Source organism: Photobacterium leiognathi (assembly GCF_030685535.1).
Lineage (GTDB): Bacteria > Pseudomonadota > Gammaproteobacteria > Enterobacterales > Vibrionaceae > Photobacterium > Photobacterium leiognathi.
Genome location: NZ_CP131601.1, coordinates 2703006 through 2723551 on the forward strand (window position 1 = coordinate 2703006; position 20546 = coordinate 2723551).

The window sequence follows — 20546 nt, forward strand, 5'->3', positions numbered from 1 at the left end:
TTCTAGATTCCGTTACTTGGGCGAAGTTGGACATTATTACGCTCAGACAGCCACACCCGTGCTGTTTGAGCATCTCGCTCGATTTGACATTTAAGCGCATCGAATGATTCAAATTTCTTTTCGTCACGCAACTTATGGCGTAACACGACTTCAAGCTGACGTCCGTAGAGATCAGCTTTAAAGTCAAATAAATGTACTTCTAATTGTCGACGTACACCTTTTACTGTTGGTCGATTACCAACATTAGCAACCCCCATAATAGGGCCGCTAGCTGCACCATACACTTCAACAGCATAAACACCAGAAACCGGAGTTACGCGTCGTTTTAACGGTATATTGGCGGTAGGGAAATCAATGGTTCGACCTAACTTTCGACCGTGAGAGACACGACCTGTAATACTGTAAGGTCGACCAAGCATCATCTCCGCTTGTTCAAGATCGTCATTCGCTAATGCTTGGCGAATAGCAGTGCTACTTACACGCTGCTCTGAAACACAAAAGCTTTGGGTGCTCACCACCTCAAAGCCATGTTTTAGACCAGCAGCAACCAACATATCAAAACTGCCACAGCGATCTTTACCAAAGCGAAAATCATCGCCGATCACCAGAAACTTAACACCCAATTGCTTAACCAACAAGCGTTCGACGAAATCTTCCGCACTCATGTTAGCAAAATGGTGATTAAAACTAATACACAACAGACGATCGATACCGACCTTTTTAAGCTGTAAGTATTTGTCTCTAAATCGTGTTAAGCGTGCTGGCGCGTTATCACCAGCAAACAATTCTAACGGCTGGGGCTCAAAAGTCATAACCGTAGCAGGTAATTGCATTGCATGGGCTTTCGCTACTACTTGTTGTAGTAACGTTTGATGCCCTAAGTGAACACCATCAAAGTTGCCGATAGTCAACACACAGCCATGATGCTGGGGTTGAATATTATGTGTGCCTCGAATTAATTCCATGCGCCCTGTTTCTTCTCATTTCACCCAGTATCAAACCAGAGTGAATAATCAAAATCGACCTTTAAGCGAAAAATTCCGCCGCTATTATTGCTGAAAATATCGTAATTTCGCAGTAAAAGCTGGCGGATTATATACTACTCAACGCTTGCAATCAGCTATCAGTACGCAGATGACGTGGACGAATGCCTAAAATCATCGCAATTACTAAATAAACACTGGCACCAATCGCAATTAAACCAAACAACCAGCCTACACGCTCAAGCAAATGGAAGCTTAACCATTGTTCCATTGTTGGACTAAACCATAGCAAGCTAGACACCATCGCCACACCAGCTATTGCCAAACGTAAAACAAAGAATAGTGTTTGACGACTAATTCGGTAAATATTTTCAATATGTAGTCCACGGTATAGCAAGCTTGCATTCAACAGTGCAGATAACACACTTGCAATAGATAAACCGACATAACCATAAAACGGCGCGAAAATACCGTTAAATACCATGTTGCTGACCATCGCGATGATACCAATTTTTACCGCTGTTTTGGTATCTTGGCGTGCATAATAACCAGGTGCAAAAATCTTAATTAACATGTAATTAAGTAAACCAGCCGATACCACCCAGAGTGAAACAGCAGTTTGGTTAACATCATACACACTAAATTCACCACGCATGAACATCACCATCAGCATAGGTTTTGCTAAGGTGATCATACCAAGCATCGCAGGAATACCCAGCAGCAACACCATTCGCACCCCCCAGTCCATGGTTTGTGCAAATTGCTCAGGGGATTTATCAACATGTTTACGAGAAAGTGCAGGCAAGATCACCGTTGCAATCGCAATACCAAATAAACCTAATGGAAACTCCAATAGACGATCCGAGTAATACAACCAGCTGATCGAGCCTGTCATTAAGAAACTGGCAATGAAGGTATCAAGCAATAAGTTGATTTGGGTAACAGAGACACCAAACAACGCAGGCAGCATGAGTTTGCGAATTTTTACCACGCCAGGATCGTTCCAGCCCCATTGCGGGCGAACCAAATAGCCTTCGCGATATAAAAACGGCAATTGGAAACTAAATTGGATCAAGCCACCTAAAAAGACACCGATAGCTAAACCAATTTCAGGTTGCGCTAAATGCGGCGACACAAACCATGCACAGCCAATGATCGCAATATTTAAAAACACTGGCGTAAATGAGGAAATCGCAAATTTACCCAAGGTGTTTAAGATTGCCCCAGACAATGCAACAAAGGTGATAAACCATAAATACGGGAAAGTAATTTTTAGCAGTAAACTCGCTAATTCAAATTTTTCCGCATCTGCACCACCGTGAAGCCAGTCCCAAAACCAACCAAAACCAAACAGTGCCGTTACTGCACCAGAGCCTAATACCCCGAGTAAAGTCACAATGGTTACAATACCACCAAGGGTACCTGCAGCTTTTGCTATCAGCTGTCGAGTGCGATCAACATCGCCTGCCGCATGGTATTCCGTCAATACAGGAACAAATGCTTGCGAAAATGCGCCCTCTGCAAATAGACGGCGTAAAAAGTTAGGGATTTTATTGGCAAAGAAAAAAACATCGGCCGCAGCCCCTGCTCCCATCAGGTTAGCAACCACCACATCTCGCACTAAACCAAGTACGCGAGAGACCAAAGTCATGGCGCTAACTATCATTCCAGAGCGTAAAAGACGCTTACTCACAAAAAAACCTCATAAAAGATGGTTCAGAAAGGTGACTTCTGATTCCAAATGCTGGTAAAATCTGCCGCCATATTAACCGTGTTAATCCGCAAGTGCCAACTAGATTGGTCTGGCGGTTATTCGCACAAATCATTTGACAATAGATAAGAACCAAGGCATAGTCCTCGGCCTTAAATTGTCACCGTACCAAGATTTGGGAGTTACACCCTTGGCAAATATCAAATCTGCTAAGAAACGTGCACTAACTTCAGAAAAACGTCGCCAGCACAACGCTAGCCGTCGTTCTATGATGCGCACTTTCTTCAAAAAAGTTATTGCTGCTATTGAAGCTGGCAACAAAGAAGCTGCAACACAAGCTTTCGCTGAAATGCAACCTGTTATGGATCGCATGGCTACTAAAGGCCTGATCCACAAAAACAAAGCTGCACGTCATAAAGCTCGTCTAGCTGCTAAAATCAAAGCTCTTTAATTTTTAATTATTGAGTTACGATTTGAAAAAACCGACCTTGGGTCGGTTTTTTTATACCTAAAATTCATATTCCCCTGACTCTTTACTTCCCTTTTTGTGGCACACTCCATCCACTTTCTCTCTATCGGCTAAGCACCCAAAATGAAAAAAACACTATTACGAGGTTTGCTTAACGTCTTACCTTTGGTCTTAAGCATCTGGCTTTTTTGGTCATTATTTGAGTCATTAGACAAGGTTGGCAACTTTTTATTTGGTTTATTCCACATAGGTAAGCTATTCAAAGGTGCAGGTTTCTTATTAATCCTTACTTTACTCTTTGTCGCTGGCTTACTGTTTTCTGTTAGCCCTATCGCATGGCTGTATGATTTCATCATTCGCCAATTAATGCGCTTTCCGTTCTTTAAAACGGTTTATAGCAGCATTAACGACATTGCTTCTCTTATCAGCAGCGATAATAAAAATAAAGGTCAGCAAACCGTATTGGTTCGTCAAGCAAATGATAGTTACGTGATTGGCTTTATTATGTCAGATGATATGCCTGCACCACTGACAGCCGCATTACCTGACGGTGATTGGGTACCCGTGCTTTTTCCGCTAAGTTACCAAATTGCAGGTGTAACAACGCTGGTAAAACGAGAAGACTTAACGGTTGTTGATTGGTCGTTTGAAGAGGCAATGAAATACAACCTCACAGCGGGTATTTCAACGCCTAAAAATAATAACGATAAAACACAGAAAGAAACGGATGATACAGCGGATAAGCCTGTGTAATTATCGCTGTATCAACCTTTAGGCAACGTTAGCCCCATCATTTATGGTTGGGGCTGATTAAACAAATAAACTGCTAAAATCAGCCTCACAGATGCGTGTAACCGATGGGTGCATGATCATTCGTTCTGCAAAAATCACAAAGTACTCTTCTGAAATATCATTCATTCGTTTGACTTCGTAAACGTTGCATGTCTCTTTCAGCTCTTTGGCATAAATCGATGGTGCGATAAACATGGATTTTTGATAAGCCGAAAAAGCCTTAATTAAGGCAGAATCGTCAAATTCGCCCAAAATATTAGGCGTAATACCTTGCTGATCAAACCACTGATGAAGCTTGCGTCCCATTGCTGAACGTTTACTTGGTACCAGCAACTTATAATTTTCAATACAAGCTGGAAATTCTGATTCATCTAATCGATCTGAGCAAAAGAAGCTCATACCAGACTCACCCAGTTTTTTACTGTATAGACCAGGGCTTTGAGTGGAATCAACGGGGCAATCAGATAAGATCATATCAAGCTTATGCTGAGATAACTGCTCCAACAGCATTTCGTGAGTTGATTCAAAACAACTAAAATGAATACGCTGATCTTCTGGCATCCCTTCAAGTAGTACCTGACTGACCAACCGCTTAGATAAGGCGTCAGCCACCCCGACTTCAAACAATTGATTATCACGTTGGGTATAGTTAATGCGATCTAGCATTTGATAGCTCAAATCAAACATCTTATCAGCGTACTTAAACACCATTTGTCCTAGCTCTGTTGGCTCTATTTGACGTCCTACTCGCTTAGTTAGCTTTCCTTTCAAGCGATCCTCTAGTGCACGGATCTGCCCGGTTACCGTTTGAGGCGCTAAGAACAATGCATCTGCCGCTTTAGTGACTGAGCCTTGTTTGCAGACCATCCAGAAATAGTACAAATGATTATAATTTAGGTGAGACATACTCAATATTTAGCCAATAAAAAACCCCAACGACAAAGCTTACGCAGTGCCACTGGGGTCTTCAATCTTTATCTTATTATTTATCTAATAAGTATGTGCTAAAACCTATTAGCCCGCTTGCTGACGATTAAATCGATCTTGCTTACGGTATCGCTCACCGCTACGTTGCTCAAGGGCGCGTTCTTGAAAAGAAGATTTTGAAGATATCACTTTCGTTTCTTCTTTCTTCCCATCACTTAATCCCTGTAAGTACGCTTGGCAAACATCTGAGCGATCAGCCGATGTACAATGTTGGTATTTCGTTGATGCAACACTTGTTGTTGCGAACGTTAAAAACAGTACAGCTAATAGGTATTTATACATATTACGCCTCTACTTTTTGAGCTTCCTTCGGAAGAGAACGACTCAGTAGCACATAACCTACAACAGCCGCTACCGTTGAGCCTAACAAGATCCCTAGTCGTGAGTAGGTTGCGAAGCTTTCATCCGCCCCAACAAACGCCAGTGATGAGATAAAGATCGACATGGTAAAGCCAATACCACACAGAACCGATACCGCGAAGATATGCTTAAATCCAATGTCATCAGGTAATTTCGCAAAGCCACACTTCACTGCAATAACACAAGCAGTAAAGATACCCAGCGGCTTACCAATAAACAGGCCAGCCGCAATACCTACAGGCAACATCGCTGATAAACTTTCTAACGACACGCCATCTAATGAGATACCTGCATTTGCAAATGCAAAGATAGGTAAAATAGCGAAGGCTACATATGGGTGTAATACATGCTCAAGATGCTTTAATGGTGAGTGAGTATCAGAGCGCCCATCTTTACCTGTTAGTGGGATAATGAAACCAAGAACAACACCGGCTAATGTTGCATGTACACCCGACTTCAATACACTAACCCACAGCACAGCACCAACGATTAAGTACCAAGAGATCTTAGTTACGTTCTTTAGATTCATCCAGAACAGTACTGCCGTTGAAGCAAATGCAACAGCCAGTGCTACTGTTGATAGATCTGAGCTATAGAACAGCGCAATGATCACAATCACACCAAGATCATCAATAATCGCCAGTGCTAGTAGGAAGACTTTTAAGCTAACTGGAACGCGATTACCCAGTAATGCCATTACACCTAATGCAAAAGCAATATCGGTTGCAGCAGGTATAGCCCAACCTTTAATTGCCATTGGATCGCTGTAATTAAACGCAACATAAATCAGTGCTGGCGCAACCATACCACCAACAGCTGCAATCGCAGGGAAGATGGCTTTTTCTTTTGTATTTAATGCACCTTCAATCAGTTCACGTTTTACTTCCAAACCAATTAATAAGAAGAAAACAGCCATTAGGCCATCATTGATCCAGTGAGACACTGATAAGCCTGCAACATAGCTATGCAGTGTATCGTTGTACACTGAAGCCAACGGTGAATTGGCAATGATCATCGCAATCAGCGCTGCAATGATTAAAATAATTCCACCAGCGGATTCTAATTTGAGAAACTTACGAATAGCATCGGTCATCGACCGTCACTCCTATAAAAAACAATATGAAATAATCAATTAAATGCAGTTTAAACGCCAATCTCAGCAATTGTGAAATCGGTTGTTTAGATATAATTACTCGATAATTCCGAATAATTAGACCTTTAACAATACAATAACCGTACTGTACTAACGAACATCTGACATTTATGCGCATTTTCCCTGTCATGTGTTTCCCTATAACTATAGGCAAACTGTCACAATTGACCGATTTTTGAGGTCTTATCGGACAAAAAGACAATTTTTTGCTTCACTCCTTTAAAAAACATTCAAATTCCCTCTGCTTCATTAAATACACAAATAATTTATATATTACAAATAGTTAAAAACAAAAACACAGAATCCAGTTACTGCTATTTAATCGCTTGCTATCACAAAAAAGCGACAAACTGCCTTTATGACAATGAGTGTAATATTTCTGAAATATAAGCCATCTACTATTCACACAGATTTCAACAAAATGACACTCAAACGACATACTATTGTCATGGAGAAATGATTATGACTACCCAAGCCACTACTGCTGTATCTAAGTTCAGCTCTATGCGTTGGGTCCGCTGGGCTAACCTAGCGTTCATGCTTTATCTTTTACTTGTTGCTGTATCTATGGTCAGCAGCGGTTTTAAATGGTCTGTTGGCGAACAAGCTAAGACCTTATTCGAATTTGCCTCTCATCCTGTAGCAGGATTAATGATTGGCTTAATCGCAACAGCATTAATTCAGTCATCAAGTACTGTAACGTCAATCATTGTTGGTCTTGTTGCAGGTGGTTTACCAGTAGAAACAGCAATCCCAATGGTCATGGGTGCAAATATTGGTACTACGCTAACGAATACGTTAGTTAGCTTAGGACATGCGCGTTGTAAGGATGAATTCCGTCGCGCATTCGCTAGTGCAACTGTCCATGACTTCTTCAACCTTCTAGCAGTAGCAATTTTCTTGCCACTAGAAATGATGTTTGGTCTGCTAGGTAAACTATCTAGCTGGTTAGTGTCTCCGTTCTTAAGTGCTGGCGATATGAGCATGAAGGGAATGGACTTTATGAAGCCATTAACGCAACCAGCAGTTAACCTTGTAAAAGGTCCTCTAGAAGCATTTGGCAACATGGGTGGCGTAGCATTAATCTTTATCGGTATTGCATTGATTTTCGTAGCAATCACGATTATGGGTAAACTAATGCGTAACTTAATGGTTGGCCGTGCTCGTGACATCCTTAAGAGTGCTATCGGTCGTGGTCCACTACACGGTATTGCATCTGGTACAGCGGTTACAATTTTGGTTCAATCATCATCGACAACAACAAGTTTGATGGTTCCACTAGTAGGTACAGGTGTTCTTAAAGTACGTGACGTTTACCCATTCACCCTAGGTGCAAACATCGGTACATGTATCACGGCACTACTAGCAGCAACAGCAGTATCTGGCGATAACGCAGTATTCGCACTACAAATCGCTCTAGTACACCTATGTTTCAACGTGCTAGCAACAGTGTTGATTTACGGCGTTCCATTCCTACGTGAAATCCCGTTGAAGTGCGCTTTCTACTTAAGTGACCTAGCAACAAAGAACAAAGCAGCAGTAGCGGGTTACCTAGGCCTAGTATTCCTAGCTATCCCTGGCTCAATCTTAGCCTTCACTGCTTAATAAAACGAAACATGAAAAAGCCCAGCAGATGCTGGGCTTTTTGTTATCTAAAAATCACGAAGTTACTAACACATTCTTATACTGAGAATGGGTATTGAATCGCATCGTGGTGCTCGTAACCAATCACTTCAAAATCATCTAATGTTACCCATGTTTCTAAATCATCTAACGATTTGATCTTAGGGTTAATCTTCAGCTGTGGTGAAGCGAATGGTTCACGCTTTAACTGTACATCACGCATAAGCTCTAGCTGATCTTCATAGATATGTGCGTTAATGATTTTGTGATATGCCTGACCCGCTTTATGACAGGTGATCTGTGCTATTAATGCCAATAATGTAAACACTTGAACTTGATTGAAATTTAAACCTAAAGGCACATCACATGAACGCTGGTAGCTCGTTAAATAAAGCGTATCACCAAGTAGTGAGAAAGTATGAGTGTGCATACATGGGCGCAAGCAGCCCATATCAAACTCACCTGGATTATAAAACGTTAAGATCTCACCACGATCATCGATACCTTTTGTTAAGTCATCAACAATCTTCTTCAGCTGATCAATCGGTGTACCGTCAGGCTTTTGCCAGCGACGACCTTGCACACCGTAAACACGTCCCATGTCATCTTCACCTTTACGATGAGGATTATTCAGCCATGCTTGGTTATCATTGGCGTTAGCATTCCACGTATTACAGCCAATTGCGCGAAACTGTGCCGCATTATCATAACCACGTAAGTAACCGAGAAGCTCAGCAATTGCGGCTTTCCAGAAACTTTTACGAGTAGTGATCAACGGAAACTGATTATTAGCAACATCATAAGTCAGATCAGCATTGATAACCGTTAAACAACGCTTACCTGTACGTTCATTTTCAATCCACACACCGTCATCAACAATGCGTTGGCATAAGGCTAAATATTGTTTCATAGTCCTACTCGTAAATTGAATACGCCCAGCAAAAGCCAGGCGCGAAAATTAGTAATCGTTATTCTATCAGAAGCCTGTTGACCCTGCTGTTAAGTTAAAAACATTTTTATACTGATCACTAGCAATAATACTGCAAATAGCTTTTTAAGTGTCGGCGTCGGTAGTCGACTCACTAACGCCGCGCCATAACGTGTTGCTATCATCGAGGTTGCAGCAATACCGACCAAGGCTGGTAAATAGACATAGCCAACACTGTATTTGGGTAGTGACTCACTCCCTACACCAGCGTAGATAAACCCTATCATGCCAGAAATAGCAATCAACAGCCCAACTAGCGATGAAGTACCAATGGCTCGGCGCATTTCAACCCCAAAATAACTTAGGTATGGCACAGTTAACGAGCCACCACCAATACCAGCAAGGCTCGATATTAAACCAATCACACCGCCACTTACGGCGCATAATGGTGAGCTTGGTAATGGCTTATCATTGACAACTTTCATTGATAACAGCATTTGAATTGCTAAACACAACACAATCACTGCAAAGACTTTTGGTAAGTAATGGGAAGGGATAAGCTCTGCTACCACACTGCCACTAAGACCACCTGCAATGATCCCTGGCGCTAAACATTTCACCACAGAAAAATCAATATTACCGAGTTTAAAGTGATTGCGTGCAGAAGCCATTGAGGTCATGACGATGCTGGCTAAAGATGTTGCAAGTGCAATATGCATCACAAGGTGCGACGCAATTCCGGCTTTGGGTAACAACCACACTAAAGCAGGGACGACTAATAGCCCACCACCAATACCTAATAGACCAGCCAGTAACCCGACAACAGAGCCAAGTAGCAAACACATGCCAAATAGCCAAAGGGTTGTTTCATACATAGTTGTAACCAATTAAAAAGATGTTTTACTTACCTGCGCGGATAAATCCACCCAACCCATGGTGCTCAACAAATAAGGTGGTTTTATCCCTTACTTCTGCAGATAAATGTGCAGCAAGCACATCATCAGCAAGCTGTGCCATGTCATTAGCTGAAACATGGCGTAATATATATTTTATTTTGGCTACATTACGGGTATTCATACTTAAAGATCGATACCCCATTCCGACTAATAAAATTGCACCAATCGGATCACCTGCCAATTCACCACACACACATACTGGGAGTTGGTAGCGCTCTGCACTATCAATGATATGTTTTAATGCGTTTAATACCGCAGGATGCAGTGCATCATACACACTCGCCACCCGTGAATTATTACGATCAACAGCAAGCAAATATTGCGTTAAATCGTTACTTCCCACAGAGATAAAATCGACTTTATCTACCAGCGCATGCAGCTGATATAACATCGACGGCACTTCAATCATAATGCCTAAGCGTGGCTTACGAAGCTCCCCATCATACTCATTGGCGACTTCCTGATAGGCGCGCTCTACCAAGCTTTTTGCCTCATCAAGCTCAGCAATGCCAGAGATCATAGGCAGTAAGATATCCATGTTATTCAGCCCAATACTTGCTCGAAGCATAGCTCTAACTTGGATCAAGAAAATCTCAGGATGATCTAAAGTAAAGCGAATACCTCGCCAACCTAAGAAAGGATTATCTTCTTCAATGGTTAAATATGGCAGAGGTTTATCACCGCCGATATCTAAGGTGCGCATCACTACAGTTTGCTCGGGATAGGTTTGTAATATCGAACGATACTGATTGATTTGTTCATCTTCTGAAGGAAAACTGCGTTGCAATAAAAAAGGCACTTCAGTTCGATATAACCCCACCCCATCAACACCTTTATTGACAGCAATGCTCGTATCAGCACTTAATCCAGCATTAAGGTGGATCATGATCCGCTGACTATCTTTGGTATAAGCCTGCTTATAAAGATCATCTTCAACGGTTTTGGCAAGCTCTTGCTCTTCACGCAATAGACGGCGATATTCAACCAACACATGGCGATTTGGATTAACTAAAAAATCACCTCGGTAACCATCCACTACAACCAAATTGTTGTGCACCATATGAGGGACAAAATCGACCCCCATAATCGCTGGAATACCTAATGCGCGGGATAAAATAGCCGCATGCGAGTTTGCTGCCCCCTCTTGAGAGACAACGGCGGCGAGCTTACCTAACGGCACTGTCGCTAACATGGCGGCGGTGAGTTCTCTTGTCAGTAATACAACCAGCTCATCCCATTGCTGCTCATCGACTTCTTCATCGCGAAGGAAGAATAATAAGCGTTGACCAAGCTCACGAATATCTTGTGCACGCTCTTTAAGGTACTGATCTTTCATATTGGCAAAGCGCGCAGAATACGCTTCAACCACCTGACGAATAGCCCACTCAGCCTGATCGCCACAAGCAATACGCGCCTTAAGATCCTTGCGTAACATAGGATCATTTAATAGGTGACTGAAAAGATCGAAGATTGCTAAGGTTTCTTTTTGAAGTTCACTATCAAAGCGTTTTCTTAACCGACGAAACTCTGCACTGGCGGCTTCTATGGCAATCGTTAAGCGCTCTTGCTCAAAATTGACATCTAAACAAGACGTTGGCGCAACATGTTCTAACAGCGGCTGAGTATCATCCCACCAAGCTTTAGCCACAGCTACCCCAGCAGAAGCCGCAGAGCCTGTTAAATGCAGTTTGTTACCTTGCTCAAACCACATCCCTTGGGCTTTAGCATGGGCTAAAATGCCTGAGAGTTGGGCTGCAAGCGTGACAAGAAAAGATTCTTCACTTTCATCGAATTCGCGCTGTTCACGCTGTTGAACAACCAATACACCAAGAACTTGGCGTTGATGAATAATAGGCGTGCCAAAGAAAGATCGGAATGATTCTTCTCCAATCCCTGGCAAATGTTTGAAATGAGGATGAATACGGGCATCGGCAACATTAACAGGTTCAGCACTACGACCAACCAGCCCTACGAGACCTTGATTAAAACGCAGACTTACTCGACGGTGGGACTTATGTAAACCTTGCGTCGCCATCAGGGTATAGATCTGACGCTCATGATTAGCAATATAAACTGAACAACAGTCTGTTTTCATTGCCTGACAAGTGCTCATCACTAATTGATCGAGCGCTTCTATCAAGGTTTGAGCGCTGACCACCTTGTCAACTATCTCTCTAAGCTGTGTCAGCATAACAAGCCTTATAATCCTTCTATATTGCCGATTGCCTCTATATTACATATGTTTATTTTTGCTATTACGCTTGAATTTTCGCTCTTTCCATTCCTTAAAAGGCATAGCGACAGGCGCAAATTCTTTTAATGCTCGACGGTAAACATCACGCTTAAAAGACACCACCTGTCGAACTGGGTACCAGTAACTTACCCATCGCCACCCGTCAAATTCAGGAGTAGCACCTCGCTGCATATTGACCTTGGACTCATCGCATTCCAAGCTCAGCAAAAACCATTTTTGTTTTTGCCCGATACAAACAGGTTTCGAATCCCACCGTACTAAACGTTTAGGTAATTTATAACGTAGCCAATGACGGCTTGACGCAATTATCCTGACATCTTTTTTGGTTAATCCTACTTCTTCGTACAATTCACGATACATGGCTTGTTCCGGAGTTTCTCCATCATCAATACCACCTTGCGGAAACTGCCAAGAATGTTGTCCATATCGTCGAGCCCAAAATACCTGACCATGGCTATTGCAGATAACGATCCCTACATTAGGGCGGTATCCATCGCCATCAATCACTGGACGACCTCAAGTATAAATATCTATTAATAGTGATTTTTTCATAGTAGAAGAGATCGGTAAACAAAGTTTCGATCAGATCGTGATATTTTCCCACCTTCAACACAAATTCTGGATAACTTTGCCTTTGCTATAAGGTTATAAACAACCAAATGAGACCTATCCCACATTTATTCACTCTTTCTGTGGATAGATTTGTGCAGAAAATAAAAAAACGCTTTTTTTAGTACCAATAAAGGCCGAAAAAAATCACCTACTTACACGACCAATAAACAATATAATCAATAAAAATCATAAAGATAAAAAGTAAAAGCTTATATAATAAATTTAAATAAATATGATATTCACACCTCAAAAAAACGATCGATTAAAGATCAACCAATTATGGATTTATCCACATCAGATAAAAAATTAGATTGCATACTCACGCAGCAGGGTGGCTAAAATAGCGCCACACAACTGTTCATTCAAACAGTTAGCGAAAAATAAAATATTTATTAAAAAATTTCTGTGGATATCTTTTCAAAGGATCTTTTTCTCTTTTTTTAGCCATAAAATCCCCTTATAGCTATGATATGATCCTTATTCCTATTCTTTTCCAACAGATGATCATTAGTCTCACCATGCAAGCGATCCCTCAACCATCAACACCGACAACAGAACAAGAGCTACTTGAAAGAGCTCAGCAACTTGCCGGATTAACACTGGGGGAATTAGCCGATCTTGCAGGAATCATCCCACCGCCCGATCTAAAACGTGATAAAGGCTGGGTTGGACAATTACTTGAGTGGCATTTAGGCGCAACCGCGGGTAGCAAGCCTGTACCGGATTTTATCGAGCTGGGTATTGAGCTAAAAACCATTCCCATTGGTTATAACGGTAAGCCATTAGAAACCACGTTTGTTTGTGTAGCCCCTTTGATTGGTGTGCAAGGCTTACGCTGGGAAACTAGCCACATACGCCATAAATTATCACATGTGTTATGGATCCCTGTTGAAGGAGAGCGCGACATTCCACTTTCTGATCGCCATATGGGATCTCCCTTACTTTGGCGACCGTCACCTGATGAAGAAGCCCAACTGAAACAAGATTGGGAAGAGTTAATGGATATGATCGTCCTTGGTCACGTTGAGCAGATCACCGCTCGCCATGGTGAAGTATTACAATTGCGACCAAAAGCTGCCAACAGCAAAGCATTAACAGAAGCTTATGGTGCCAACGGGCAACCTATCAAAACGCTGCCTCGTGGTTTTTATTTAAAGACAAATTTTACAGCAGATCTGCTCTCTCGTTATTTTATTTAACGATGGCTATTGTTGTTGCTAAAAGTGCAACACAATATCTTCTTCGCATTGCGATACTTTGCCATCAGCAGAAAACTCATCATAAGGATCAGTAAGACGTAAGGTCATATTGCTGATCCCAACTGATTTTAATAAGGTTTGTGCCTGCTCTATATTTTGAAAATGCAGTAGATTGTCTTTTTCATCTTTTAGAGGACGAAGCTGATGTTTATATTCCACTTCCATCAAATAATATGAACATCCCGCATAGCAACTCAACACACAATGGGGAATTTTATTCGGTGATGCTTTTAACCAAGGCTTTAACTGAGATAACTTCATTGTTACTCCACGCAAGATAATGAAACACCTAACATTAACTATGTGTCAGTTTTCGCCAACCAGCAAGTCTCGAACATAATATCGATTTGGTATTGAATCTCGCTTCTCAGCGTTAGCGCTTCGGGCTATAGTCAAATGAAAGATCTTAATAGCAAGGATAGCGAATGAAATATCATACGATCCCGCATTCAAATTTAGACGTCAGTAAAATATGTTTAGGTACCATGACCTTCGGGGCACAAAACAATGAAGCCGAAGCACATAGCCAGCTAGATTTAGCCATCGAACGTGGCGTGAATTTTATTGATACTGCAGAAATGTATCCGGTCCCTCCTAACAAAGAGACTCAGGGACTGACTGAAAGCTATATTGGTAATTGGTTAGAGAAATCAGGATCACGCGACAAACTGATCATCGCAACCAAGGTAGCAGGTCCACGTAATGTGCCATATATCCGCGATAATATGTCACTTAACCGTCGTCATATTCATGATGCCGTGAATGATAGTCTTGAGCGTCTAAAAACCGATTATATCGATCTTTATCAAGTGCATTGGACACAACGACAAACCAACTGCTTTGGTAAACTGAATTATCACTACGAAGAAGATCACTCTGGTGTCACACTCATCGAAACCTTAGAAGCACTATCGGAATTAGTCAGAGCAGGAAAAGTACGATATATCGGGGTATCAAATGAAACACCTTGGGGAGTGATGTCGTATCTAAAGCTTGCTGATAAACACGATTTACCTCGTATTGTTTCCATCCAAAACCCATATAACTTACTTAATCGTAGCTTTGAGGTAGGTCTTTCTGAGATCAGCCATCATGAAGGTGTTGAGCTACTCGCCTATTCACCTCTCGCCTTTGGTACGCTGAGTGGCAAATATCTCAATGATACAAAGCCTAAAGGTGCACGCTGTACTGAATTTCCACGTTTTTCTCGCTACTTTAATCAACAAGGCATTCAAGCTACTCAAGCCTATATCAATGTGGCGCATAAACATGGTTTGGATCCAGCACAAATGGCATTAGCCTTTGTAAATCAGCGCCCTTTTGTTGCAGCAAACATTATCGGTGCAACAACTCTTGAGCAGTTAGAAACAAATATCCAGAGTATTGATTTGGTGCTTTCTGAAGAAGTGATGCAAGATTTAGAGCAAGTAGGTAATCAATACTCAAATCCTTGTCCTTAGTGTTTTAGTATCACGTAAATGTTGGCCAGTAAGATAACCTTACTGGCCTTTCTCTTTACGTGTTATGTCTAAACCGCAGCGTTCGCCTTAAATGACGTACTTTACGTTCAGCATGAACAAGATGGCTTACAGCAATACGACCATCACTTTCCACTCCCACATCTCGCAGTAAATGTGCTGAATGATAAGGCAGGTAAACACGAACTCGTCGCTGTTGATGCCGCCACAGTGCATCTTCACGTTTAATATCTTGTTGGATAAGAAAAATAGCAAAACGGATATAGATAGATTGGCGCATAATATTCTCCTTGGTTTTCAGTTGAGTTAGATATACCAAAAACAAATATTAACCAATCATTAACACTTAACAGGACTATTTATAGCATCCGCTTAACTACATGTTTTTATGCTACAAGATCTTATTTTGTTTATATATTAACCAAGATTAAACCAATAACTATATTTCATATCAGCATAAAAAATTGATGACTATTGATAGGGTTAATTCTATAGAGCTCTAAAACAAAAACAGCCACCTTTCGGTAGCTGTTAAGTAAGAATATCCAACTGTATTAGCCTTGTCGGAAACAACGTGGCGGTGGGATCAAGTCATGTTTGTTCAAGAGTCGATACATGGTTGCCCTTGATACCCCCAACTCTCTAGCGGCTGCTGAGATCTGCCCTTTATTGTTTTCTAACACAGTCAGTAGTGCCGTACGCTCCGACTCTTCTCGGATTTTTTTCAGGCTTTGTTTATCTTCGGTGATCCGTGGAATATCAAGTTGTTCGGCTTCAATACATTTATTTTCAGCCAAGAGTACCGCTCGTTTAATCTGGCTAATTAACTCACGTACATTTCCAGGCCATTGATATTGCAACAACATTACTTGTGCTTGCTCTGAAAATGACTTAGCCACACTGTTATATTGTCTGGCGTACTTAAGCAGTAAAAACTCGGCAAGTAACACAATATCGCTGCCGCGCTCTCGCAATGCAGGTACCGACAATGAAATCACGTTAAGTCTAAAGTACAAATCTCGAGTTAGAGTATCGAGCTCCGACAGATCATCAAAATTATGGCTACTGGTGGCAATAATACGAATATCAACAGTAAGAATGCTGCCATCAGGACGGTAATAAGTCCCATCACTAAGGATTTTTAAGATCTCTTTTTTTCTTTCATCGGCTAACAGGGTGAATTCATCTAATAAAAGCACACCGTTATTGGCATAATCGAGATAAGACTGTCGCTCAACATCATCAATCCACCCAGCTTGAACTGTTTCACAATTCACTCGTGCAAATGGCTTTTTAGCGCGAATAGATGCCTGGTGTAAGGCTTCTGCAACAACCAATTTACCAGTACCAATCTCACCATTGATCAACACAGGCACATCACTTAACGCTACACGCTTAACTTGATCACGTAGCTTTTTCATGATCGGCGTATTACCTTGTAGCCCTTGCTGACCAAATTGCCCTAATTGCGGCCACACTTGTCGTTCAAGTGCTAACATCCCACTTTGGTGACCAATAGTCTGTTTTAAACGCTCGCAAGGGACTGGCGTAGAAAAATAGTCTAAACAGAAATTCACAATAAATTGGCTGATCGCTTCATTACTTAATTGCTCATCACGAACAATAGCGATCCAACGTACTTGCTTATTGCGGTTAACCAACGCAGCTAAGCTATGTAAACTAAAATCATCGTTACTTAAATCAACAACACCGATACAGGGCCCCATTTCTAACAACAGTGACTCTGCTGCTCGTAAATCATAACAACGATGACATGACCATCCCGCCGCTTCCATTGACGGTAACCACTTTTGATTGACTCCACCAAAGACAACGATGGAATTAGCTGCCCCAATCTTATTTCGTTTATCCATTCCCTAATCGCCCTTGATCACGTTATCACGTAGCACGACTGTCGTTGTAATATGTATCAATAATAACCGTACCAAAATTGTTACAATCATATATGGATGAGATACAAATGCGCAACACGTTTACTATCAATTTAAAACTGAACCATTTATTTTCATAACAAAAATCATAGATTATCGGAAGAAGTCACAATCCAGATAAGCAACAAAAAAATTAACATTCATTTTTGATACAACAATGAATCATTTGACAACTATCACACAACTAACTGCATATTGCTTTTCAGCTCAGACAAAAAAGCCACCGATAAACGGTGGCTTTTATATCATCACATCAAACAAGTATTAGTTGTTAGATTGAGGACGCATTGCTGGGAATAGGATAACGTCACGAATAGTATGTGTGTTAGTTAACAGCATAACTAGACGGTCGATACCAATACCTTGACCCGCTGTTGGCGGTAAGCCGTGCTCTAGTGCAGTGATGTAGTCTGCATCGTAGTACATTGCTTCGTCATCACCTGCATCTTTCGCGTCAACCTGCGCTTTGAAGCGTTGGTCTTGATCTTGTGCATCGTTAAGCTCAGAGAAACCATTCGCAACTTCACGACCACCGATGAAGAATTCAAAACGGTCAGTGATGAATGGGTTTTCATCGTTACGACGAGCAAGCGGAGAAATATCTGCTGGGTACTCAGTGATGAACGTTGGTTGCATTAGTTGAGGTTCTGCAGTTTCACCGAAGATCTCTTCAAGTAGCTGACCACAAGTCCAGAAGTCTTCAACATCAACGTGTACAGATTTCGCAATCTTAACCATAAGCTCACGATCAGCAACGCCTTCGTAAGTTAGCGCTTGGATTTCTGCGTGGTCTGGGTTGTACTTCTTGATTGCGTCTAGCATGCTCATACGAGCGTAAGGGCCTGCAAATTCAACTTCGTATTCACCGTATGGCATCTTAGAAGAACCTAGAACATCCATTGCGATGCTGCTTAGCATTTCTTCTGTTAGATCCATTAGATCGTTGTAATCTGCGTACGCCATGTAGAATTCCATCATAGTGAATTCTGGGTTGTGACGTGGCGATAGACCTTCGTTACGGAAGTTACGGTTGATTTCGAATACACGCTCAAAACCACCTACCACTAGACGCTTAAGGTATAGTTCAGGCGCAACACGTAGGTACATGTCGATATCTAGTGCGTTGTGGTGAGTGATAAATGGACGTGCTGTTGCACCACCAGGGATCACGTGCATCATTGGCGTTTCCACTTCCATGAAGCCTTTGCTTACCATGAAGTTACGGATAGCCGATACCACTTTTGAACGAACAACGAATGCGTGACGTGAATCGTCATTTACAATTAGGTCAACGTAACGCTGACGGTAACGCATTTCTTGGTCAGTTAGACCGTGGAACTTTTCAGGTAGAGGACGTAGTGCTTTGGTTAGCAGCTCGTACTCATCCATGTTCACGTAAAGATCACCTTTACCTGACTTATGAAGCGCACCTTTAATACCGATGATGTCACCGATATCTAGACCTGAATATTTTTCTTTCAGCTCTTTTTGAACATCTTTTGATGCGTAAGCTTGGATACGACCAGATACATCTTGAATAGCAAGGAAAGGACCACGCTTCGCCATAATACGACCAGCGATAGCAAATACGTGACCCGCTTCTTCAAGCTCTTCTTTAGTCATTTCGCCGTATTTTGCTTCTAGATCTGCCGCTAAACTATCGCGACGAAAATCATTTGGGTCGTCATTTGCTTTGCAGTTTTCGCGGATCATATCTAATTTAGCGCGACGCTCAGCAATCAGCTTATTCTCATCTTGTAATTGATCAGTCATGGGGTAACCCTTAAATTTTTACCGAAATTCGGTTAAAGACCTGATTTCAGGCTTGCTTCAATAAAACGGTCTAAATCACCGTCCAGTACTGCTTGGGTGTTACGATTTTCCACCCCAGTACGTAAATCTTTAATGCGAGAATCATCCAGAACGTAAGAACGGATCTGGCTGCCCCAGCCAATGTCAGACTTAGAGTCTTCATTCGCTTGTTTCTCGGCATTTTGTTTTTGCAGTTCAAATTCAAACAATTTTGCTTTTAACTGCTTCATTGCCTGATCTTTGTTCTTATGCTGAGAACGGTCATTCTGACACTGCACCACAATATTTGTTGGAAGGTGGGTAATACGTACCGCAGATTCCGTGGTGTTTACGTGCTGACCACCCGCACCTGATGCACGGTATACGTCGATACGTAAATCAGATGGGTTAATATCGATCGCGATATTGTCATCAATTTCAGGGTAAACAAACGCCGAAGCAAAAGAGGTATGACGACGACCGCCTGAATCGAATGGCGACTTACGTACTAAACGGTGAACGCCCGTTTCTGTACGTAACCAGCCATAAGCATACTCACCGCTTACACGGATCGTTGCTGATTTAAGACCAGCAACATCACCTTCTGACACTTCAATTACTTCAGTTTTGAAGCCTTTCGCATCAGCCCAACGCAAGTACATGCGTAGCATCATGGATGTCCAGTCTTGCGCTTCTGTACCGCCAGAGCCTGCTTGCAGGTCAACGTAACAGTCAGAAGGATCGTGATCGCCTGCGAACATACGACGGAACTCAAGTTTTGCCAGCTTTTCTTCAAGCTCTGCTAACTCAGGTTCGATCTCGTCAAACGTTTCCTGATCTTCTTCTTCTACCGCAAGCTCAAGTAGACCTTCAACGTCTTCAACACCTTGATCTAACTGGTCGATAGTCTCTACAACCGCTTCTAGTGATGCACGCTCTTTACCTAACGCTTGTGCGCGCTCAGGCTCGTTCCATACATCAGGTTGCTCTAATTCTGCATTGACTTCTTCTAGACGCTCTTTCTTAGCATCATAGTCAAAGGTACCCCCTAAGGACATCAGTACGAGCTGATACGTCCGCTAGGCGGTTTTTAATTGGATTAATCTCGAACATTGCCACTCTTCATAGCCGAAATGGACATAACCGAAGGATTCTATCGAATTGTAGATAGAATATACAGAGGGAGAGAAAGGTTATAAGAAAATTTAATAGAAAATGGCGAGATTCTGGACGTAAAC

The 20546-nt window shown here is 41.9% G+C and carries 19 protein-coding genes; 5 read left to right on the plus strand and 14 right to left on the minus strand.

All coding sequences use genetic code 11. The features are described from left to right. Nucleotides 1-2: 2 nt before the first annotated feature. Nucleotides 3-965 (minus strand): bifunctional riboflavin kinase/FAD synthetase, encoded by a 963-nt coding sequence (ribF, locus tag Q7674_RS19240; protein WP_008988434.1) that lies wholly within the window; start codon nt 963-965, stop codon nt 3-5. Between the two features lie 151 nt (nt 966-1116). Then, nucleotides 1117-2676, minus strand: coding sequence for a murein biosynthesis integral membrane protein MurJ (gene murJ, locus Q7674_RS19245; protein WP_305423134.1), 1560 nt, complete (start codon nt 2674-2676; stop codon nt 1117-1119). A gap of 208 nt (nt 2677-2884) precedes the next feature. Here murJ and rpsT point away from each other — a divergent pair, with 208 nt between their 5' ends. Continuing rightward, nucleotides 2885-3145: a 30S ribosomal protein S20 gene (rpsT, locus tag Q7674_RS19250; protein ID WP_008988436.1), complete on the plus strand. Its 261-nt coding sequence runs from the start codon at nt 2885-2887 to the stop codon at nt 3143-3145. A 141-nt stretch (nt 3146-3286) separates the two neighbouring features. Continuing rightward, on the plus strand, nt 3287-3916 hold the full coding sequence (locus Q7674_RS19255; RefSeq protein ID WP_045064016.1) for a DUF502 domain-containing protein: 630 nt from the start codon (nt 3287-3289) through the stop codon (nt 3914-3916). Nucleotides 3917-3973: 57 nt separating this feature from the next. Here the strand turns inward: Q7674_RS19255 and nhaR are convergent, their stop codons facing one another. From nhaR to nhaA, 3 genes are all read right to left on the minus strand, one after another. Next, complete coding sequence (nhaR, locus tag Q7674_RS19260; protein ID WP_045064015.1) at nt 3974-4861, minus strand: transcriptional activator NhaR; 888 nt, start codon at nt 4859-4861, stop codon at nt 3974-3976. A gap of 108 nt (nt 4862-4969) precedes the next feature. Beyond that, nucleotides 4970-5224 carry a hypothetical protein gene (locus Q7674_RS19265; protein ID WP_008988439.1) on the minus strand — a complete coding sequence of 85 codons (255 nt, stop codon included), beginning with the start codon at nt 5222-5224 and terminating at the stop codon, nt 4970-4972. A 1-nt stretch (nt 5225) separates the two neighbouring features. Beyond that, nucleotides 5226-6395 carry a Na+/H+ antiporter NhaA gene (nhaA, locus tag Q7674_RS19270; RefSeq protein ID WP_008988440.1) on the minus strand — a complete coding sequence of 390 codons (1170 nt, stop codon included), beginning with the start codon at nt 6393-6395 and terminating at the stop codon, nt 5226-5228. A 522-nt stretch (nt 6396-6917) separates the two neighbouring features. Here nhaA and Q7674_RS19275 point away from each other — a divergent pair. Next, nucleotides 6918-8060, plus strand: a complete 1143-nt coding sequence (locus Q7674_RS19275) for a Na/Pi symporter (RefSeq protein ID WP_045064014.1) — start codon at nt 6918-6920, stop codon at nt 8058-8060. Between the two features lie 76 nt (nt 8061-8136). Here Q7674_RS19275 and Q7674_RS19280 read toward each other — a convergent pair whose 3' ends face one another. The 4 genes from Q7674_RS19280 to rppH all read right to left on the minus strand — a co-directional run bounded on the left by Q7674_RS19280 (nt 8137) and on the right by rppH (nt 12723). After that, nucleotides 8137-8988: a thymidylate synthase gene (locus tag Q7674_RS19280; RefSeq protein ID WP_305423136.1), complete on the minus strand. Its 852-nt coding sequence runs from the start codon at nt 8986-8988 to the stop codon at nt 8137-8139. 89 nt (nt 8989-9077) lie between these two features. Further along, nucleotides 9078-9881 (minus strand): sulfite exporter TauE/SafE family protein, encoded by an 804-nt coding sequence (locus Q7674_RS19285; RefSeq protein WP_045064010.1) that lies wholly within the window; start codon nt 9879-9881, stop codon nt 9078-9080. A 25-nt stretch (nt 9882-9906) separates the two neighbouring features. Continuing rightward, entirely contained in the window at nt 9907-12153 is a 2247-nt protein-coding gene (gene ptsP, locus Q7674_RS19290; RefSeq protein WP_305423139.1) for a phosphoenolpyruvate--protein phosphotransferase, read from the minus strand. Between the two features lie 42 nt (nt 12154-12195). Then, the gene (gene rppH / locus Q7674_RS19295; protein ID WP_008988445.1) at nt 12196-12723 is read right to left on the minus strand and encodes an RNA pyrophosphohydrolase; all 528 of its coding nucleotides are present in this window, start codon (nt 12721-12723) and stop codon (nt 12196-12198) included. 623 nt (nt 12724-13346) lie between these two features. On the opposite strand from rppH, the gene mutH reads away from it, so the two are divergent. Beyond that, nucleotides 13347-14027, plus strand: a complete 681-nt coding sequence (gene mutH / locus Q7674_RS19300) for a DNA mismatch repair endonuclease MutH (RefSeq protein ID WP_045064063.1) — start codon at nt 13347-13349, stop codon at nt 14025-14027. An 18-nt stretch (nt 14028-14045) separates the two neighbouring features. Here the strand turns inward: mutH and Q7674_RS19305 are convergent, their stop codons facing one another. After that, the gene (locus Q7674_RS19305) at nt 14046-14348 is read right to left on the minus strand and encodes a DUF6482 family protein (protein WP_045064009.1); all 303 of its coding nucleotides are present in this window, start codon (nt 14346-14348) and stop codon (nt 14046-14048) included. A gap of 164 nt (nt 14349-14512) precedes the next feature. Between Q7674_RS19305 and Q7674_RS19310 the strand changes: the two genes are divergently transcribed. Next, nucleotides 14513-15547, plus strand: coding sequence for an NADP(H)-dependent aldo-keto reductase (locus Q7674_RS19310; RefSeq protein ID WP_305423141.1), 1035 nt, complete (start codon nt 14513-14515; stop codon nt 15545-15547). 55 nt (nt 15548-15602) lie between these two features. On the opposite strand, the gene Q7674_RS19315 is transcribed toward Q7674_RS19310, so the two are convergent. The 4 genes from Q7674_RS19315 to prfB form a co-directional block, all read right to left on the minus strand. After that, entirely contained in the window at nt 15603-15845 is a 243-nt protein-coding gene (locus Q7674_RS19315) for a hypothetical protein (RefSeq protein WP_008988449.1), read from the minus strand. A 274-nt stretch (nt 15846-16119) separates the two neighbouring features. Continuing rightward, the gene (locus tag Q7674_RS19320; RefSeq protein ID WP_045064006.1) at nt 16120-17439 is read right to left on the minus strand and encodes a sigma-54-dependent transcriptional regulator; all 1320 of its coding nucleotides are present in this window, start codon (nt 17437-17439) and stop codon (nt 16120-16122) included. Nucleotides 17440-17781: 342 nt separating this feature from the next. Further along, nucleotides 17782-19290: a lysine--tRNA ligase gene (lysS, locus tag Q7674_RS19325; protein ID WP_305423144.1), complete on the minus strand. Its 1509-nt coding sequence runs from the start codon at nt 19288-19290 to the stop codon at nt 17782-17784. Nucleotides 19291-19322: 32 nt separating this feature from the next. Beyond that, nucleotides 19323-20421 (minus strand): peptide chain release factor 2 gene (gene prfB / locus Q7674_RS19330; protein ID WP_107176262.1). Its coding sequence is split into 2 segments (ribosomal slippage): nt 19323-20345 and nt 20347-20421, totalling 1098 coding nucleotides; the frame shifts between segments, so codons are not numbered across the junction. Between the last annotated feature and the right edge of the window lie 125 nt (nt 20422-20546).

Excerpts from the sequence above, each read along its gene's own strand:
- Q7674_RS19255 (WP_045064016.1), top strand. The coding sequence starts at position 3,287 with ATGAAAAAAACACTATTACGAGGTTTGCTTAACGTCTTACCTTTGGTC.
- ribF (WP_008988434.1), bottom strand. The coding sequence starts at position 965 with ATGGAATTAATTCGAGGCACACATAATATTCAACCCCAGCATCATGGC.
- Q7674_RS19280 (WP_305423136.1), bottom strand. The coding sequence starts at position 8,988 with ATGAAACAATATTTAGCCTTATGCCAACGCATTGTTGATGACGGTGTG.
- Q7674_RS19265 (WP_008988439.1), bottom strand. The coding sequence starts at position 5,224 with ATGTATAAATACCTATTAGCTGTACTGTTTTTAACGTTCGCAACAACA.
- nhaR (WP_045064015.1), bottom strand. The coding sequence starts at position 4,861 with ATGTCTCACCTAAATTATAATCATTTGTACTATTTCTGGATGGTCTGC.
- ptsP (WP_305423139.1), bottom strand. The coding sequence starts at position 12,153 with ATGCTGACACAGCTTAGAGAGATAGTTGACAAGGTGGTCAGCGCTCAA.
- Q7674_RS19285 (WP_045064010.1), bottom strand. The coding sequence starts at position 9,881 with ATGTATGAAACAACCCTTTGGCTATTTGGCATGTGTTTGCTACTTGGC.
- Q7674_RS19320 (WP_045064006.1), bottom strand. The coding sequence starts at position 17,439 with ATGGATAAACGAAATAAGATTGGGGCAGCTAATTCCATCGTTGTCTTT.
- Q7674_RS19275 (WP_045064014.1), top strand. The coding sequence starts at position 6,918 with ATGACTACCCAAGCCACTACTGCTGTATCTAAGTTCAGCTCTATGCGT.
- Q7674_RS19315 (WP_008988449.1), bottom strand. The coding sequence starts at position 15,845 with ATGCGCCAATCTATCTATATCCGTTTTGCTATTTTTCTTATCCAACAA.
- mutH (WP_045064063.1), top strand. The coding sequence starts at position 13,347 with ATGCAAGCGATCCCTCAACCATCAACACCGACAACAGAACAAGAGCTA.
- lysS (WP_305423144.1), bottom strand. The coding sequence starts at position 19,290 with ATGACTGATCAATTACAAGATGAGAATAAGCTGATTGCTGAGCGTCGC.
- nhaA (WP_008988440.1), bottom strand. The coding sequence starts at position 6,395 with ATGACCGATGCTATTCGTAAGTTTCTCAAATTAGAATCCGCTGGTGGA.
- Q7674_RS19310 (WP_305423141.1), top strand. The coding sequence starts at position 14,513 with ATGAAATATCATACGATCCCGCATTCAAATTTAGACGTCAGTAAAATA.
- Q7674_RS19305 (WP_045064009.1), bottom strand. The coding sequence starts at position 14,348 with ATGAAGTTATCTCAGTTAAAGCCTTGGTTAAAAGCATCACCGAATAAA.